This is a genomic window from Pseudomonas shiyinii, from assembly GCF_056725765.1.
In genome coordinates, this window is the sequence record NZ_CM161522.1 from 4,735,003 (window position 1) to 4,751,379 (window position 16,377).

16 protein-coding genes and 1 pseudogene are annotated in these 16,377 nt (G+C 63.1%); 10 read left to right on the forward strand and 7 right to left on the reverse strand.

Annotated features, from left to right (window positions below; translation table 11 throughout):
• Positions 1-103: 103 nt before the first annotated feature.
• Positions 104-784 (reverse strand): RadC family protein, encoded by a 681-nt coding sequence (gene radC / locus ACXHGZ_RS21425; protein ID WP_480461442.1) that lies wholly within the window; start codon positions 782-784, stop codon positions 104-106.
• A 125-nt stretch (positions 785-909) separates the two neighbouring features.
• Here radC and coaBC point away from each other — a divergent pair, with 125 nt between their 5' ends.
• The 4 genes and pseudogenes from coaBC to argB all read left to right on the forward strand — a co-directional run bounded on the left by coaBC (position 910) and on the right by argB (position 5,028).
• Entirely contained in the window at positions 910-2,121 is a 1,212-nt protein-coding gene (gene coaBC / locus ACXHGZ_RS21430) for a bifunctional phosphopantothenoylcysteine decarboxylase/phosphopantothenate--cysteine ligase CoaBC (protein ID WP_084855345.1), read from the forward strand.
• A gap of 5 nt (positions 2,122-2,126) precedes the next feature.
• Positions 2,127-2,582, forward strand: coding sequence for a dUTP diphosphatase (gene dut, locus ACXHGZ_RS21435; RefSeq protein ID WP_084855344.1), 456 nt, complete (start codon positions 2,127-2,129; stop codon positions 2,580-2,582).
• A gap of 136 nt (positions 2,583-2,718) precedes the next feature.
• Positions 2,719-4,092: pseudogene (locus ACXHGZ_RS21440) on the forward strand (phosphomannomutase/phosphoglucomutase); the annotation flags it as partial.
• 30 nt (positions 4,093-4,122) lie between these two features.
• Positions 4,123-5,028, forward strand: coding sequence for an acetylglutamate kinase (gene argB, locus ACXHGZ_RS21445; protein ID WP_084855342.1), 906 nt, complete (start codon positions 4,123-4,125; stop codon positions 5,026-5,028).
• Between the two features lie 153 nt (positions 5,029-5,181).
• Here argB and pyrE read toward each other — a convergent pair whose 3' ends face one another.
• On the reverse strand, positions 5,182-5,823 hold the full coding sequence (pyrE, locus tag ACXHGZ_RS21450; RefSeq protein WP_011536401.1) for an orotate phosphoribosyltransferase: 642 nt from the start codon (positions 5,821-5,823) through the stop codon (positions 5,182-5,184).
• 80 nt (positions 5,824-5,903) lie between these two features.
• On the opposite strand from pyrE, the gene crc reads away from it, so the two are divergent.
• Positions 5,904-6,683, forward strand: coding sequence for a catabolite repression control protein Crc (crc, locus tag ACXHGZ_RS21455; RefSeq protein ID WP_084855341.1), 780 nt, complete (start codon positions 5,904-5,906; stop codon positions 6,681-6,683).
• Positions 6,684-6,786: 103 nt separating this feature from the next.
• Here crc and ACXHGZ_RS21460 read toward each other — a convergent pair whose 3' ends face one another.
• On the reverse strand, positions 6,787-7,155 hold the full coding sequence (locus ACXHGZ_RS21460; RefSeq protein WP_480461443.1) for a DUF4870 domain-containing protein: 369 nt from the start codon (positions 7,153-7,155) through the stop codon (positions 6,787-6,789).
• Between the two features lie 25 nt (positions 7,156-7,180).
• A complete protein-coding gene (rph, locus tag ACXHGZ_RS21465; protein WP_084855339.1) occupies positions 7,181-7,903 on the reverse strand; it encodes a ribonuclease PH in 723 nt (240 codons plus the stop codon).
• Positions 7,904-8,129: 226 nt separating this feature from the next.
• On the opposite strand from rph, the gene ACXHGZ_RS21470 reads away from it, so the two are divergent.
• From ACXHGZ_RS21470 to ACXHGZ_RS21480, 3 genes are all read left to right on the forward strand, one after another.
• Positions 8,130-8,993 (forward strand): YicC/YloC family endoribonuclease, encoded by an 864-nt coding sequence (locus ACXHGZ_RS21470; RefSeq protein ID WP_084855338.1) that lies wholly within the window; start codon positions 8,130-8,132, stop codon positions 8,991-8,993.
• A 13-nt stretch (positions 8,994-9,006) separates the two neighbouring features.
• Entirely contained in the window at positions 9,007-9,627 is a 621-nt protein-coding gene (gene gmk, locus ACXHGZ_RS21475) for a guanylate kinase (RefSeq protein ID WP_480461444.1), read from the forward strand.
• Between the two features lie 250 nt (positions 9,628-9,877).
• Positions 9,878-10,840 (forward strand): IS110 family transposase, encoded by a 963-nt coding sequence (locus ACXHGZ_RS21480; protein ID WP_480459995.1) that lies wholly within the window; start codon positions 9,878-9,880, stop codon positions 10,838-10,840.
• A 79-nt stretch (positions 10,841-10,919) separates the two neighbouring features.
• Here the strand turns inward: ACXHGZ_RS21480 and ACXHGZ_RS21485 are convergent, their stop codons facing one another.
• The 3 genes from ACXHGZ_RS21485 to ACXHGZ_RS21495 all read right to left on the reverse strand — a co-directional run bounded on the left by ACXHGZ_RS21485 (position 10,920) and on the right by ACXHGZ_RS21495 (position 14,739).
• Complete coding sequence (locus ACXHGZ_RS21485) at positions 10,920-12,464, reverse strand: APC family permease (RefSeq protein ID WP_084855336.1); 1,545 nt, start codon at positions 12,462-12,464, stop codon at positions 10,920-10,922.
• Between the two features lie 132 nt (positions 12,465-12,596).
• Positions 12,597-13,352, reverse strand: a complete 756-nt coding sequence (locus ACXHGZ_RS21490) for a gamma-glutamyl-gamma-aminobutyrate hydrolase family protein (RefSeq protein ID WP_480461446.1) — start codon at positions 13,350-13,352, stop codon at positions 12,597-12,599.
• 4 nt (positions 13,353-13,356) lie between these two features.
• Positions 13,357-14,739 carry a glutamine synthetase family protein gene (locus ACXHGZ_RS21495; protein WP_084855334.1) on the reverse strand — a complete coding sequence of 461 codons (1,383 nt, stop codon included), beginning with the start codon at positions 14,737-14,739 and terminating at the stop codon, positions 13,357-13,359.
• A gap of 206 nt (positions 14,740-14,945) precedes the next feature.
• On the opposite strand from ACXHGZ_RS21495, the gene ACXHGZ_RS21500 reads away from it, so the two are divergent.
• Together ACXHGZ_RS21500 and rpoZ are read left to right on the forward strand one after the other, a co-directional pair.
• Complete coding sequence (locus ACXHGZ_RS21500) at positions 14,946-15,818, forward strand: LysR family transcriptional regulator (RefSeq protein WP_480461447.1); 873 nt, start codon at positions 14,946-14,948, stop codon at positions 15,816-15,818.
• Positions 15,819-16,076: 258 nt separating this feature from the next.
• Complete coding sequence (gene rpoZ, locus ACXHGZ_RS21505) at positions 16,077-16,340, forward strand: DNA-directed RNA polymerase subunit omega (RefSeq protein ID WP_008091595.1); 264 nt, start codon at positions 16,077-16,079, stop codon at positions 16,338-16,340.
• Positions 16,341-16,377: the final 37 nt, after the last annotated feature.

Sequence of the window (16,377 nt, forward strand, 5' to 3'; positions counted from 1 at the left end):
CAACGCGGCCCCAGGGCTCTACTGCCCACCACGAGGCAAGGGGCTGCTGCGCAGCCCTTTCGCGGCACAAGGCCGCTCCAGGATGGTGAGGGCCTGGGGATAGCTAGGTTACGAGCCACCCCTGCTCGACCATCGACAGCGGCTCCCCGTCGCCAATGATGATGTGATCCAACACCCGCACATCGATCAATGCCAGCCCCCGCTTCAGCGAAACCGTCAGGTGCACGTCATCCTGGCTCGGCTCGCTGTTGCCCGAAGGATGGTTGTGGCACAAGATCAACGCCGCCGCATTGTGCAGCAATGAGCGCCGCACCACTTCACGGGGGTAGACGTCCGCTCGGTTGACCGTCCCTCTGAACAGGATCTCGAACGCAATCGGCCTGTGCTTGGTGTCCAGAAACAGACAGCCGAATACCTCGCTGGCCTCATGGCGCAGCATGGATTTGAGGTAGCGCCGCACAGACGCCGGGCTCTCCAGGGCCGGCTCACGCTCGATGGACTCACCCAGATAACGCCTGCCGATCTCCAGCAAGGCTTGCAACTGCGCGTATTTCACAGGTCCCATGCCTGGCTCTCGCAGTACGGCTTCGCGGCCGGCCTCGAGAAACTGCCTGAGCCCGCCAAAGCGCGCCAACAGCCCGCGCGCAAGGTCCAGCACGTTGCGCCCGGCTACACCCGAGCCCAGTAATACAGCAAGCAATTCGGCATCGGACAGCACGGCCGCACCGCGTTGCAACAGTTTCTCCCGCGGCCGTTCATCCGCCGGCCACTCCCTGATGTTCATACCCCTCCTTGCGTGTTACTGCGGCCCGTTTCGGCCCTGTGTTAATCTATCCCGCTCCGTAGATGCGACGTTCTGCCGCAGGCAGTTGTCGTCGCCGCCCGCTTTCACTGGAAAAAGGCAAGCCTATGCAGCGGCTGTATCGCAAGCGCATCGTTCTCGGCGTGGGTGGCGGCATCGCCGCCTACAAGAGCGCCGAGCTGATTCGCCGACTCCTGGAACACGGTGCGCAGGTGCGCGTCGTCATGACCCGAGGTGGTGCCGAGTTCATCACCCCGCTGACCCTGCAGGCGCTGTCCGGCCACCCGGTGCACATGGATCTGCTCGACCCCGCGGCCGAAGCGGCCATGGGGCACATCGAACTGGCCAAGTGGGCCGACCTGGTATTGATCGCCCCGGCCACCGCCGACCTCATGGCACGCCTGGCCCAAGGCATGGCCGACGACCTGCTGACCACCCTGGTGCTGGCCACCGATGCCACCGTGGCCGTCGCCCCGGCGATGAACCAGGCCATGTGGCGCGACCCGGCCACCCAGGCCAACCTCGAACTGCTCAAGAGCCGCGGTATCCAGGTGTTCGGCCCGGCCTCCGGCAGCCAGGCCTGCGGCGACGTGGGGCTGGGGCGCATGCTCGAGGCCACGGACCTTGCCTGGTGCGCAGCCGAGAGCTTCAAACGCCAGGCACTGACCGGCAAACACGTGCTGATCACCGCCGGCCCCACCCAGGAAAACATCGACCCGGTGCGTTACATCACCAATCATAGTTCGGGGAAGATGGGCTTCGCCCTGGCCGAGGCGGCCGCCGAAGCCGGCGCTCGGGTGACCCTCGTCACGGGTCCTGTGCACCTGCCGACCCCCGACCGGGTCAACCGGATCGACGTGGTCAGCGCACGGGACATGCTCGCGGCGTGCGAGGCGGCCATGCCGTGCGATCTGTTCATCGCCTCGGCCGCGGTCGCGGACTACCGCCCGGAAGTCGTCGCCCCGCAAAAACTCAAGAAAGATCCTACGACCGGTGACGGCATGCTGCTGCAGATGGTGCGCAATCCGGATATCCTTGCGACCATCGCCGGCCGTGCCGACCGCCCGTTCAGCGTCGGCTTCGCCGCCGAAACCGAACACCTGCTCGATTACGCCACGCGCAAGCTCAAGGACAAGAACCTCGACCTGATCGTCGCCAATGATGTGGCCAACCCCAGCATCGGCTTCAACAGCGAGGAAAACGCCCTGACCGTGATCGACCGCCAGCAGCACCAGACCCTCTTCGCGCAGACCAGCAAGGGCAAGATCGCTCGTCAGTTGGTCGCCTTCATCGCCGAACGGCTCAACCAGGTTCAATAAGTTACATGCACGCTCTTCAAGCCAAGATCCTCGACCCTCGCCTGGGCAACGAATTCCCGCTGCCGCAGTACGCCACACCCGGCTCCGCCGGCCTGGACCTGCGCGCCATGCTCAAGGAAGACACCGTCCTGGAGCCGGGCCAGACCCTGCTGATCCCAACCGGCCTGTCGGTCTATATCGGCGACCCGGGCCTGGCCGCCATGATCCTTCCGCGCTCGGGCCTGGGCCACAAGCACGGCATCGTGCTGGGCAACCTGGTCGGCCTGATCGACTCGGACTACCAGGGCGAGCTGATGGTCTCCTGCTGGAACCGCGGCCAGACGCCCTTCACCATCGCCATCGGCGAGCGCATCGCCCAGCTGGTACTGGTACCGGTGGTGCAGGCGCATTTCGACATCGTCGAGTCGTTCGACGAGAGCCAGCGCGGCGCGGGCGGCTTCGGCCATTCCGGTAGCCACTGAGCCGATAGACCGACCGTTGGGCCATGGATGGCGAACTCTCTGGCAAATGCACCGTCCAAGCGTTCAGTTTGCGCCTGCCCAGAAGCCTTTGATTATTGGAGCACCCCCAGAGATGAACGACATGGCCCACCTGGTACCCGCACTGCCCGAGAGCATCTTCCGCGCCTATGACATCCGCGGTGTGGTCGGCAAGACCTTGACGGGCGAGACCGCCTACTGGATCGGCCGCGCCATCGGCGCCCAGAGCCTGGCCCAGGGCGAACCCCAGGTCTCGGTTGGCCGCGACGGCCGCCTGTCCGGCCCGATGCTGGTGGAACAACTGATCAAGGGCCTGGCCGATGCCGGCTGCCAGGTCAGCGACGTCGGCCTGGTGCCGACCCCGGCGCTGTACTACGCCGCCAATGTACTGGCCGGCAAGTCCGGCGTGATGCTCACCGGCAGCCACAATCCGCCTGACTACAACGGTTTCAAGATCGTCATCGCCGGCGACACCCTGGCCAACGAGCAGATCCAGGCCCTGCTGACCCGCCTCAAGACCAATGACCTCACCCGTGGCGAAGGCCGCGTCGAGAAGGTCGAGATCCTCCAGCGCTACTTCCAGCAGATCACCGGCGACGTGAAACTGGCCAAGAAGCTCAAGGTCGTGGTCGATTGCGGCAACGGCGCCGCCGGCGTCATCGCCCCGCAGATGATCGAAGCCCTGGGCTGCGAGGTCATCCCGCTGTTCTGCGAGGTCGACGGCAACTTCCCCAACCACCACCCGGACCCGGGCAAGCCCGAGAACCTCGAGGACCTGATCGCCAAGGTCAAGGAAACCGGTGCCGACATCGGCCTTGCCTTCGACGGTGACGGCGATCGCGTGGGCGTGGTGACCAATACCGGCAACATCGTCTACCCCGACCGCCTGCTGATGCTCTTCGCCCAGGACGTGCTGTCGCGCAACCCAGGCGCCGAGATCATCTTCGACGTCAAGTGCACCCGCCGTCTGACCCCGCTGATCGAACAACACGGTGGCCGCGCCCTGATGTGGAAGACCGGCCATTCGTTGATCAAGAAGAAAATGAAGCAGACCGGCTCGCTGCTGGCCGGCGAGATGAGCGGGCATATCTTCATCAAGGAACGCTGGTACGGTTTCGACGACGGCATCTACAGCGCCGCGCGCCTGCTGGAGATCCTCAGCAAGGCCGGCCAGGACGCTGAAAGCCTGTTCGCTGCGTTCCCGAACGATATTTCCACGCCGGAAATCAATATTGATGTGACCGACGAGAGTAAATTCAGCATCATTGATGCACTGCAACGCGACGCTGCCTGGGGCGATGCCAACCTCACCACCATCGACGGTGTGCGGGTCGACTACGCCCATGGCTGGGGCCTGGTCCGCGCCTCCAACACCACGCCGGTGCTGGTGCTGCGCTTCGAGGCCGACAGCGACGCCGAACTGCAACGTATCAAGGCTGTATTCCGCGAGCAGTTGCTGCGGGTCGAATCAGGCCTGCAACTGCCGTTCTGACGACTATCCGTTCCTTACCTGGAGCCCTGCATGACCCTCGATCGCGATGCCGCTTCCCATGTAGCCGAGGTTTTGTCCGAAGCACTGCCCTACATTCGCCGCTTTGTCGGCAAGACCCTGGTGATCAAGTACGGCGGCAACGCGATGGAGAGCGAAGAGCTCAAGACCGGCTTTGCCCGTGACATCGTGCTGATGAAGGCCGTGGGCATCAACCCGGTGGTCGTGCACGGTGGCGGCCCGCAGATCGGCGACCTGCTCAAGCGCCTGTCGATCGAAAGCCATTTCATCGATGGCATGCGCGTCACCGACTCGGCGACCATGGACGTGGTGGAAATGGTGCTGGGCGGCCAGGTCAACAAGGACATCGTCAACCTGATCAACCGCCATGGTGGTAGCGCCATTGGCCTGACCGGCAAGGATGCGGAGCTGATCCGCGCCAAGAAGCTCACCGTCAGCCGCCAGACCCCGGAGATGACCCAGCCGGAAATCATCGACATCGGTCATGTGGGTGAAGTGGAAAGCGTCAACACCGACCTGCTCAACATGCTGGTCAAGGGCGACTTCATTCCGGTGATCGCCCCGATCGGCGTGGGCAAGAACGGCGAATCGTACAACATCAATGCCGACCTGGTGGCCGGCAAGGTGGCCGAGGCGCTGAAGGCCGAGAAGCTGATGCTGCTCACCAACATCGCCGGCCTGATGGACAAGCAAGGCACGGTGCTGACGGGCCTGACCACCGAGCAGGTCAACGAACTGATCGCCGACGGCACCATCTACGGCGGCATGCTGCCGAAGATCAAGTGCGCCCTGGAAGCGGTGCAAGGCGGCGTGAACAGCTCGCACATCATCGATGGGCGCGTACCGAACGCCGTGTTGCTGGAGATCTTCACCGACAGCGGTGTCGGTACCCTGATCACCAACACCAAGCGCTCCTGAGTCGTCAGCAGCCCCCATCGCCGGCAAGCCGGCTCCCACAGGGGGGCAGTGCAATCCTTGTGGGAGCCGGCTTGCCGGCGATAAGGCCTGTACGCACAACGGCTACAAAAAAGGCGACCTGAGGGTCGCCTTTTTTGCTTGCATTGATCCTGATCAGATCCCGTACTGCGCCCGATAGGCCTCGACAGCCGGCAGGTGCTGCTTGAGCTGCGGGTCGTCGGCCAGGAACTCCAGCACCTGGGTCAGCGACACGATGCTGACCACCGGGATGCCGAAGTCGCGCTCGACTTCCTGGATCGCCGACAGCTCGCCATTGCCGCGCTCTTCGCGGTTCAGCGCGATCAGCACGCCTGCGGCCTTGGCCTGCTGGGCATTGATGATCTGCATGACCTCGCGGATGGCAGTACCGGCGGTGATCACGTCGTCGATGATCAGCACGTCACCGGCCAGCGGGGCGCCGACCAGGCTGCCGCCTTCGCCGTGGTCCTTGGCTTCCTTGCGGTTGAAGCACCAAGGCACGTCGAGCTGGTGCTGCTCGGCCAGGGCCACGGCGGTCGCCGCCGCCAGGGGGATACCCTTGTAGGCCGGGCCGAACAGCACGTCGAACGGGATCTTGCTGTCGACGATGGCCGCCGCATAGCAACGCCCCAGTTGGGCCAGGGCCGAACCTGTATTGAACAGGCCGGCATTGAAGAAGTACGGGCTGGTACGCCCCGATTTCAGGGTGAACTCACCGAAGCGCAGAACCCCGCGATCGATGGCAAAACGAATGAAGTCGCGCTGATACGGCTGCATGAAGAGTCCCGAATACCACGGATTTAGCTAAATGAGTTGAGCTCGGGTATCATACACGCACGAGATTTTTGGGGCCATTTATGCGGATCATCAGTGTGAACGTAAATGGCATTCAGGCTGCGGCCGAGCGTGGACTGCTCAGCTGGCTGCAAGCCCAGAATGCCGACGTCATCTGCCTTCAGGATACCCGCGCCTCGGCCTTTGAACTCGACGACCCAGCTTTCCAGCTCGATGGCTATTTCCTTTACGCCTGCGACGCGGAGGTGCCAGCCCAAGGTGGCGTGGCACTGTATTCGCGGATGCAGCCCAAGGCAGTCATCACCGGCCTGGGCTTCGAGACAGCCGACCGCTACGGGCGTTACCTGCAAGCAGATTTCGACAAAGTCAGTATTGCCAGCCTGCTGCTGCCTTCGGGCATGAACGGCGACGAAGACTTGAACCAGAAGTTCAAGTTGATGGACGACTTCGCCAAGTACCTGGACAAGCAGCGCCGCAAGCGTCGCGAGTACATCTATTGTGGCTCGTTGTACGTGGCGCAGCAGAAGCTGGACATCAAGAACTGGCGCGACAGCCAGCAATCGCCGGGCTTCCTGGCGCCGGAGCGCGCCTGGATGGACGCGATCGTCGGCGACATGGGCTATGTCGATGCCCTGCGCGAAGTCAGCCGTGAAGGCGACCAGTACAGCTGGTGGCCGGACAACGAACAGGCCGAGATGCTCAACCTGGGGTACCGGTTCGACTACCAGATCCTCACCCCGGGCCTGCGCCGCTTCGTACGCAATGCACGCCTGCCGCGCCAGCCACGCTTCTCCCAGCATGCACCGCTGATCGTGGACTACGACTGGACGTTGACCATCTGACCGTTGGGGCTGCCCTGCAGCCCAATCGCCGGCAAGCCGGCTCCCACAGGGATTGTGCAGGCCCCTGTGGGAGCCTGTTTGCCGGCGATTGGGGCAACCAGCCTTACTTGATCGGCCGCCAGATCAGCGGATAACGGTAAGGCTTGCCTTCATTGGCCTTGACCCCCGCAACAATGGCCAGAACCAGCACCGCCACCGTCAGGATGGCGAACAGCACGATTCCCACCAGCACGAACATCAGCAGGAAGCAGATGAACCCAGCGATGGTCACGCTGATCTGGAAGTTCAGCGCCTCCTTGCCCTGGGCATCGATGAACGGGTCCAGTTCACGCTTCCAGATCCACATCACCAATGGGCCCAGCAGGTGCCCGAGCGGCACCACCAGGCCAATCAGCGCCGAGAGGTGGCAGAACATCGCCCACTGCCGGATTTCGGCATTGGGCGGCGTGATCGGCAGATCAGGTTCGTTCATGTTCCACACCTCCTTGGCGTAGCGATCAATCGGCCAGCGAGGCCTTTTGCAGTTCGAAGATTTCGTTCATGCCCTTCTGGGCCAGGGCCAACATGGCGTTGAAGTCTTCCGGCTGGAACGGAGCGCCTTCTGCGGTGCCCTGCACTTCGATGAAGCCTCCGGCGCTGGTCATGACCACGTTCAGGTCGGTCTCGGCGGCGGAGTCTTCCAGGTAGTCCAGGTCGAGCACCGCTTCGCCCTGGTACATGCCCACGGACACGGCAGCGATCATGTGCTTGAGCGGGTTGCCGCCCTTGAGGCCGCCGCGTTTCTTGATCACGGCCAGGGCGTCGCACAGGGCGACCATGGCGCCGGTGATCGAAGCGGTACGGGTACCACCGTCGGCTTGGATCACGTCGCAGTCGACGTACAGGGTGATATCGCCCAGCTTGCTCATGTCCAGCGCGGCGCGCAGCGAGCGGCCGATCAGGCGCTGGATTTCCAGGGTACGGCCACCCTGCTTGCCACGGCTCGCCTCGCGCTGGTTACGCTCGCCGGTGGAGCGCGGCAGCATGCCATATTCGGCGGTCAGCCAGCCTTGGCCCTGGCCCTTGAGGAAGCGGGGAACACCATTCTCGACGCTGACCGTGCAGACGACCTTGGTGTCGCCGAACTCGACCAGTACCGACCCCTCGGCGTGCTTGGTGTAGTTGCGGGTGATGCGGATCGAGCGGAGCTGATCGGCGGCGCGACCACTTGGACGTTTCATCTGGGATACCTGTACCGGGACTTGAATCTGCGGAGCATTATAAGGCCCGCCGCCCCAGGAGGACATGCCTATTGTCGCGGCCCGGCAGCCTGTCGTCTTTCCCTACACCGGCGCCAGGCTGTCTGTAACATGGGTGGATTGGGCGCCCACGCCGCACTGCGTTACAATCCCGCGCCTTGCAGCCGAAAGGCTTCCCCGTTCATTCAGATTTCGCGAGGTACTCTCCATGGTGCACAGCATGACCGCTTTTGCTCGAGTCGAGCGCGCCGGCAGCCAAGGCACCCTGGCCTGGGAGCTCCGCTCGGTCAACCACCGCTACCTGGAGCCCCACCTGCGCCTGCCCGAGGCCCTGCGCGACCTGGAAGGCGCCGTGCGCGAAGGCCTGCGCCAGGGCCTGTCGCGGGGCAAGGTGGAGTGCACCCTGCGCTTGAGCGAAGACAGCACCGGCAAGCCCTTGCAGGTCGACCGCGAGCGTGCCGCACAGCTGGTGGCCGCTGCGGAAACCGTCGCCGGGCTGATCAAGCAACCGGCACCGCTCAACCCTTTGGAAGTCCTGGCCTGGCCGGGCGTGCTGGTGGGCGATGCCAGCGATCCCCAGGCTCTCAACGCCGAAGCCATGGCCCTGTTCGACGAAGCCTTGGCCGAGCTCAAGGCCGGGCGCCAGCGCGAAGGCCTCGAGCTGGCCCGGCTGATCAACGAACGCCTGGACAGCATGGCTACCGAAGTCACCACCCTACGCGCCCTGGTGCCGCAGATGCTGGCCGCTCAACGCCAACGTATCCTCGACCGCTTCGCCGACCTGCAGGCCGAGCTCGACCCGCAGCGCCTGGAGCAGGAGATGGTCCTGCTGGCGCAGAAGAGCGACGTCGCCGAGGAACTGGACCGCCTCAGCACCCATATCACCGAAGTGCGCCGGGTGCTCAAGTCCGGCGGCGCCGCCGGCAGGCGCCTGGACTTCCTGATGCAGGAACTCAACCGCGAGGCCAACACCCTGGGCTCCAAGGCGTTCGACCCACGCAGCACCCAGGCGGCGGTCAACCTCAAGGTATTGATCGAACAGATGCGTGAACAAGTACAGAACATCGAGTAAGGCCACCCCTACCATGAACCACAGCAGCGGCACCCTCTATATCGTCTCGGCCCCTTCCGGTGCCGGCAAGACCAGCCTGGTCACCGCGTTGACCAAGGACGACCCGAAAATCCGCGTCTCGGTCTCCCACACCACCCGCGCAATGCGCCCGGGCGAGCAGCACGGGGTGAACTATCACTTCGTCCAGCACGAGGCGTTCAAGGCCCTGATCGAGCAAGGCGACTTCCTCGAGCACGCCGAAGTCTTCGGCAACTTCTACGGCACCTCACGCAGCGCGTTGCAGCAGACCCTCGAACAAGGCTACGACCTGATCCTGGAAATCGACTGGCAAGGCGCACAGCAGGTGCGCAAGCTGATGCCCGAGGCACTGTCGGTGTTCATCCTGCCGCCGAGCCAGCAGGCCCTGCGCCAGCGCCTGGACAACCGTGGCCAGGACAGCGAGGCCATCATCGAAGGCCGCATGAAGGAAGCGGTCAGCGAGATGCAGCACTACGACGAGTACGACTACGTCATCATCAATGATGATTTCGACGTGGCGCTGAACGAATTGAAGGCGGTGTTCGTTGCCAACCGCCTGCGGTTGAAGAAACAGCAGCAGCGTCATGAAACACTGCTCAAGCAACTGATCGGCTGAAAGCAAAAGGGGCCGCTTTGCGCCCCAATCGCGGGCCAAGCCCGCTTGTATGGTGATACTTGAAGGGGTGGTGGGACGAAAAAGCCGATTCTGACTGTTAGCCGCAGTACAGACCGTGGGAGACATCGCCCCACCCCTTCACCAAAGCGCCGATAAAGAATGCATCGTTTGCAAGCGACGATAGAAGCAAGCCAGCGCCTCTTGGTGAAAACCCCTCCAAGCAGAAAAACCATACGTGGGAGTGTGGCCAATGGCAATGCAGGTAAGCCAATTCATCATTGGTGTGGATGTGGCCAAAGTCGAATTGGTTGTCCATTTCGAAGACCGTGATGAACAGTCCTCGCTGAAAAATACCAAACCCGAAATCAAGAAATGGCTGGGACAACAACCCGCCAATACCGCTATCTGCGTCGAAGCAACGAATACCTACCATCTCGACCTGGTGGAGATGGCTTATGAAAAAGGCTTTGAAGTCTACGTGGTCGATGGCTTCCAGCTCAGTAACTATCGAAAGAGCGTCGGTGGTCGGGTGAAGACGGACGCCTCTGACGCTTATCTACTCTCTCGCTATCTTTCCCGCGAAGGCAGTGGACTACGTCCTTGGAGCCCACCTCCAGCCGTCTACGGCAAGCTCCAGAGCCTTCTGCGTCGCCGCGCCTCGCTGGTCTCGGCACGCACCGCCTTGACGCAAAGCTGGTCCAATGAGAGAAGCCTTGAGACCGTGTTCAAATCCTTTGCCAAGAGCATGGAGAAACTCGATGTACTGCTTCAGAAAAAGCTCAAGGAGTTGGTACGCGAAGCAGGATTAAGCGAGCAGGTCGCCCGTTGCCAAAAGATAGAAGGCATCGGATTTTTGACCGCTGTGGGGTTGGTGACAGCGTTTATCCGGGGGGATTTCAAGAATGGTGATTCATTCATCGCTTTCTTGGGCATGGACTTGCAAATCTCTGACTCCGGGCAAAAAACTGGCCGTCGGCGGCTCACCAAACGGGGTTGTTCTGAGATACGACGCCTTTTGCACAATGCGGCCATGTCAGCTAGTCGATCAGCGGTCTGGAAAGACGTTTATGCACACCATAGGGGCAAGGGTAAGGCCACTACTGAGGCCCTGGTGATCTTGGCCAGAAAGCTCGCCAGAGTCGCATTCGCCCTACTGAAGAGCCAGGGCGAATACGTCACCAGAACAGCTAAAAATGCTTGCCCACAACCATAGAATCTCCCACAAGGCCGTTGACGAACCCTGTGGGAGCGGGCTTGGCCCGCGATTGAGCTGCAAGGCAGCCCCTTTTTCATCACTCCTGCAATCGAAGCTTGGCCTGCTGCTGCAAGGTGGCACCCAGGAAATAGGCCGGCGCGCGCCAGCGCGACAGCACCATCAGCACGATCCCCAGCGCCGAGATGATCGCCGCGATCACGAACACCAGCCCCAACCCGCCAACATGCGAGCCGCTGCCGAAGTCCGGTGAGGCACTGTCGATCGCGGTGCGCACGAAGATCACCGACAGGATCACCCCACCCACCAGCGGGCACAGGCCACGCATGAAGAAGTGGCGCACGCTGTCGAACAGGCTGTCTCGGAAATACCAGACGCAGGCGAAGGCCGTCAGCGAATAATAGAAGCAGATCATCATGCCCAGGGCCGTGATGGTGTCGGCCAGCACGTTCTCGCTGAGGGTGCGCATGGTCACGTAGAACACCGCCGCGGCGACACCGGCACAGATGGTGGCGTAACGCGGAGTCTGCGAGCGCGGGCAGACACTGGCGAAACGCTGCGGCACGGCGCCGTAGTAGCCCATGGCAAGCAGCGTGCGCGCCGGCGAGACGAAGGTCGACTGCAAGGAGGCGGCGGTGCTGGCCAGTACCGCGATGGACATCAGGATCGCCAGCGGCCCCATGACCGGGCCGGCCAGGTGGGCGAAGACGTTCTCCTGGATGCGCGGGTTGCCAAGGCCCAGGCCGACGTCGCTGATCCCGGCGAATTGCAGGGTGGCGATGGCAGTGACCAGGTAAAGGCCGAGGATCAGCAGCACGGTCCAGGTGGCGGCCTTGCCGGGTACCTCGTCACTGCCGATCGACTCCTCGCTGACCGTCAGGCAAACGTCCCAACCCCAGAAGATGAAGATCGACAGCGACAGACCAGCGGCGAACGCCGAGAACGACTCGACGCCAAACGGGTTGAACCAGGACAGGTCGAAGGCCAGCGGTGGCGGCGCAGTGGTCTCGCCGAAGGCGGCGAAGGCAAAGCCGATGAGCACCAGCAGCTGCAGAGCGACCAGGCCGTACTGCACGGTCATGGTGGTGCCCATGCCTCGGCAGCAGATCCACACGGCCAGGGCGATGAACACGCAGCAGGTCACCACGTTGATCAACAGGTTGTCCGCCAACGCGGCCAACGCCTGTTGCCCAGTGATCTGGCCGAGGAACAAATAGAAGAAATCGACGGCCACGCCCGCCAGGTTGGACAGCACGATGGTGGTCGCGACGACCAGCCCCCAGCCACCGATCCAGCCGATCATCGGCCCGAAGGCACGTGCCGACCAGGTGAATGACGTGCCGCTGTCAGGCTCGGCGGCGTTGAGCTCGCGGTAGCCAAGAGCCACCAGCAGCATGGGCAAGAAGCCCACGATGAACACTGCCGGCAGGTGGGCGCCCACCTCACGTACGGTCGGCCCGAGGGCGCCGGTCAGGGTATAGACCGGCGCGATGGTGGAAATGCCCAGCACCACGCTGGCCAGCAGGCCCAGGCGGCCCTTTGCCAGGCCCTTGCTGGCGCGCTGGGTGTTGCCTGCGTCGGTCGCCACGTCGGGTGGGCGGCCGGCTTCAGTGTATTCGCTCATGAGTATTTGCCGTAACTATTGGTATTGTTTTCACGGGCCTTGCGAACAAGGCCCGCTTCACTCATTGAAAGCTGTTGCAGGGGAGCGGGTCATCCGAGACCTTCGGGTAATGACGTCAGAATGCTTCTGCCGTTAACCCTCCCGTGCAGCATGGGCGATGCAGGCCTCGCGGAACGCCTGGAAAAGGCGCCGGGAGACCGGGTTTTCGGCGAAACGCCATTCCGGGTGCCACTGCACCCCGAGCACGAAGCCCGGAGCGTCAGGCATCGACACCGCTTCGATCAGGCCATCCGGGGCCCGCGCCTCGACACGCAGCCCAGGGGCCAGGCGGTCGATGCCCTGGCTGTGCAGCGAGTTGACCTCGAACTGCGCAGCCAGGCCCAAGCCCTCGAACAACCCGCCCGGCTCGATGGCCACGGGATGTCGAGGGCCGTACTGCACCTCAAGGGGTGCATCCTCAGGTTCTCGGTGGTCCAGGTAGCCGGGCAGTTCCTGCACACGCTGGTGCAGTGAACCACCAAGGGCCACATTCAGTTCCTGGAAGCCACGGCAAATGCAGAACACCGGCACGCCGGCGGCAATGGCCGCCTGCAGCAAAGGCAAGGTCAGGCGGTCACGCGCGAGGTCGTGCCGAGTGCCTTCCACGCTGGGGGCGCCATTGTAATGATGCGGCTCGACATTTGAAGGCGAGCCGGTAAAAAGAATGCCATCGAGCCGCGCCACCAGCGCCTGGGGGTCACTGCCCCCGTCGCGCGCCGGCAGGATCAGCGGAAGCCCGGCAAAGCCGGCCGCCTCGACATACTTGTCGCCCACCGTGTGCGACGAGTTCTTCCCCACCTGCTGGCGGCAGGCGCTGACACCGATCAGAGGGACCGCATTTGCGCTCATGGGCTTACACCGTGTGCAGGTACCAGTTGTACTCGAGGTCGGAGATCGACACTTCGAACTCGGCCAGCTCGCTTTCCTTGCAGGCCACGAAGATGTCGATGTAGTCCGGGCTGATGTATTGGTTGAGGACTTCGCTGTCATCCAGTGCGCGCAGTGCATCGCGCAGGTTGTTCGGCAGGCTTTGCTCGAGCTGCTCGTAGGAGTTGCCTTCGATCGGCTCGCCCGGCTCGACCTTGTTGGTCAGGCCGTGGTGAATGCCGGCCAGGATCGCGGCAAGCATCAGGTACGGGTTGGCATCGGCTCCGGCCACGCGGTGTTCGATGCGCACGTTCTCGCTGCTGTCGGTCGGCACGCGCAGGGCCACGGTGCGGTTGTCCAGGCCCCAGCTCGGCGCATTGGGCACATAGAACTGCGCACCGAAGCGGCGATAGGAGTTGATGTTCGGGCAGAGGAAAGCCATGGATGCCGGCATGGTCTCCAGCACGCCACCGATGGCGTGGCGCAGCGCCTCGCTTTGCAGCGGGTCTGCGCTGGCGAAGATGTTCTTGCCGGTCTTCTTGTCCAGCAGCGAGATATGCACGTGCAGGCCATTGCCCGCCTGGCCCGGGTAGGGCTTGGCCATGAAGGTGGTGTCCATTTCATGGTCGTAGGCGATGTTCTTGATCAGGCGCTTGAGCAGAATCGCATAGTCGCAGGCCTTGAGCGGGTCGGCGACGTGATGCAGGTTGACCTCGAACTGCGCCGGGGCACTTTCCTTGACGATGGCATCGGCAGGAATGCCCTGTTCCTTGGCAGCCTCGAGCATGTCCTGCAGGCAGTCGGCGTATTCGTCCAGGTCATCGATCAGATACACCTGGGTCGACTGCGGGCGCTTGCCGGAAATCGGCGAGCGCGGCGGCTGTGGGCGGCCATTGAGGTTGTCCTGGTCGATCAGGTAGAACTCCAGCTCGAACGCCGCGCAGATATCCAGGCCCAATGCGTCGAACTTGCCGACCACCTGGCGCAGCACTTCGCGCGGGTCAGCGAAGAACGGCGCACCGTCCAGCTCGTGCATGGTCATCAGCAACTGGGCGGTGGGGCGCTTCTGCCAGGGCTCGTCGGACAGCGTGCCCGGGATCGGGCGGCAGATACGGTCGGCATCGCCAATGTCCAGGCCAAGGCCGGTGCTCTCGACGGTGGAGCCGTTGATATCCAGGGCGAACAGCGACGCCGGCAGGTTGATGCCTTTCTCGTATACCTTGTGCAGGCTCGCGCGCTCGATGCGCTTGCCACGGACCACCCCGTTCATGTCGGAGATCAGCAGATCGACGAACTGCGTATCCGGATGAGCCTCTAGGAATTCATTCATCTCGCTGGCAGAACTGGCGCACGGAGTGACCGACGTCATGGCTGTACATCCTTTGATTCGGGGCGGCGATGTGGAGGGATACGGCTGGCGCCTTGCGGGCGGCGATGGTTGTACTGTTGTTCTTTTCACTGTCCCATCGTGGGGATAGGGTGCGGATCCGGCGCATTGATTACCGGGTGCCGTTCCACTATAAAATGGCACCTACGCAACAGACATTGGCATTACGGCAAACAGAGCGTGCATCGATGCAATACCAGATTACCCATGCGGACCTCTCCCTGGTGCTCGCCCTGGAGCGCGGTCGCTCGCTGGCCAAGGCCGCCGAGCTGCTGAAGGTCGACGTCTCGACCGTGTTCCGCTCCATCCGCCGGCTGGAGTCGGCGCTGGGCACGGCGCTGTTCGTCAAGAGCCGCAAAGGCTACCTGCCTACCGATACCGCCCAGGCCCTGGCCGAACAGGCCGAGCGTGCCGAACAGGCCCTCGATGCCGCGCGTATCGCCCTGACCAGCGGTGAACAGGTGGTCAGCGGCACCGTCCGCCTGACCTGCACCGAGGCGGTGATGCACAGCCTGCTGCTGCCGGCGCTGGCCGACTTCATGTCGAACTACCCGGCCCTGTCGCTGGAGATGGGCACCTCCAATACCTTTGCCAACCTCAGCCGGCGCGATGCCGACATCGCCCTGCGCCTGACCAACACGCCGCCGGAACACCTGGTCGGCCGCTGCCTGGGCGCCACGTCCTATGTGGTCTGCGGCCAGCCACAGTGGCGCGAACGCCTGGCCGAGTCGCACAACAACGTGCCGTGGATCGCCCCGGACGACTCCATGCAGGATCACCCCACGGTGGTCTGGCGCAACCAGCAGTATCCGGGGCTTAACCCGCGCTACCAGTGCAGCAGCATGTCGACCATCGCCCAGCTGGTGAGCACCGGCCTGGGCGTGGCGGCGCTGCCCGACTACATGGTCGACGCCCTGCCGGAAGTCGAAGCCCTGAGCGGCCCCCTGCCGGGCTGCGATACCCAGCTGTGGCTGCTGACCCGCCCGGATTGCCGGGCGCTACGCTCGGTGCAGACGCTGTTCGAGGAGCTGACGCCGCGATTGCGTGACGCGATGCTCTGAGGTTATCGTCGGGCTCAGGTATCGAGGGTGTCTGTTCCGGCCCTTTCGCGGCTGAAGCCGCTCCCACTGGGTGCAGTGATGAGCCTGAGGACAATGCTGCCCCTGTGTGGGCTTCAGCCGCGAAGAAGGCAACACAGGGCTTGAAGGTGACCACTCGACAAAACAACCCTTCCCTATTGGCTGGTGATTTTTTAAACTATCGAGTCCGCCTGCCCAATCTGGGCTGCACGCCTACCGCATTTGCTACTGAGGAAGACCATGGCCCGCGTAACTGTTGAAGACTGCCTGGAACACGTGGATAACCGCTTTGAGCTGGTCATGCTCTCGACCAAGCGCGCCCGTCAACTGGCCACCGGCGGCAAAGAGCCGCGGGTAGCATGGGAAAACGACAAGCCAACTGTCGTCGCCCTGCGCGAAATCGCCGAAGGTATCGTCACCCCTGAGTTCATCGCCGCCGAAGAGATCGTCACCGAAGATCCGGTCTTCGCCGCGTTCGAGGACGAAAACAACGAGGCTGTCTGATTCATGCCCGGTCGACGTCGCGCGGCACAAGGCATTC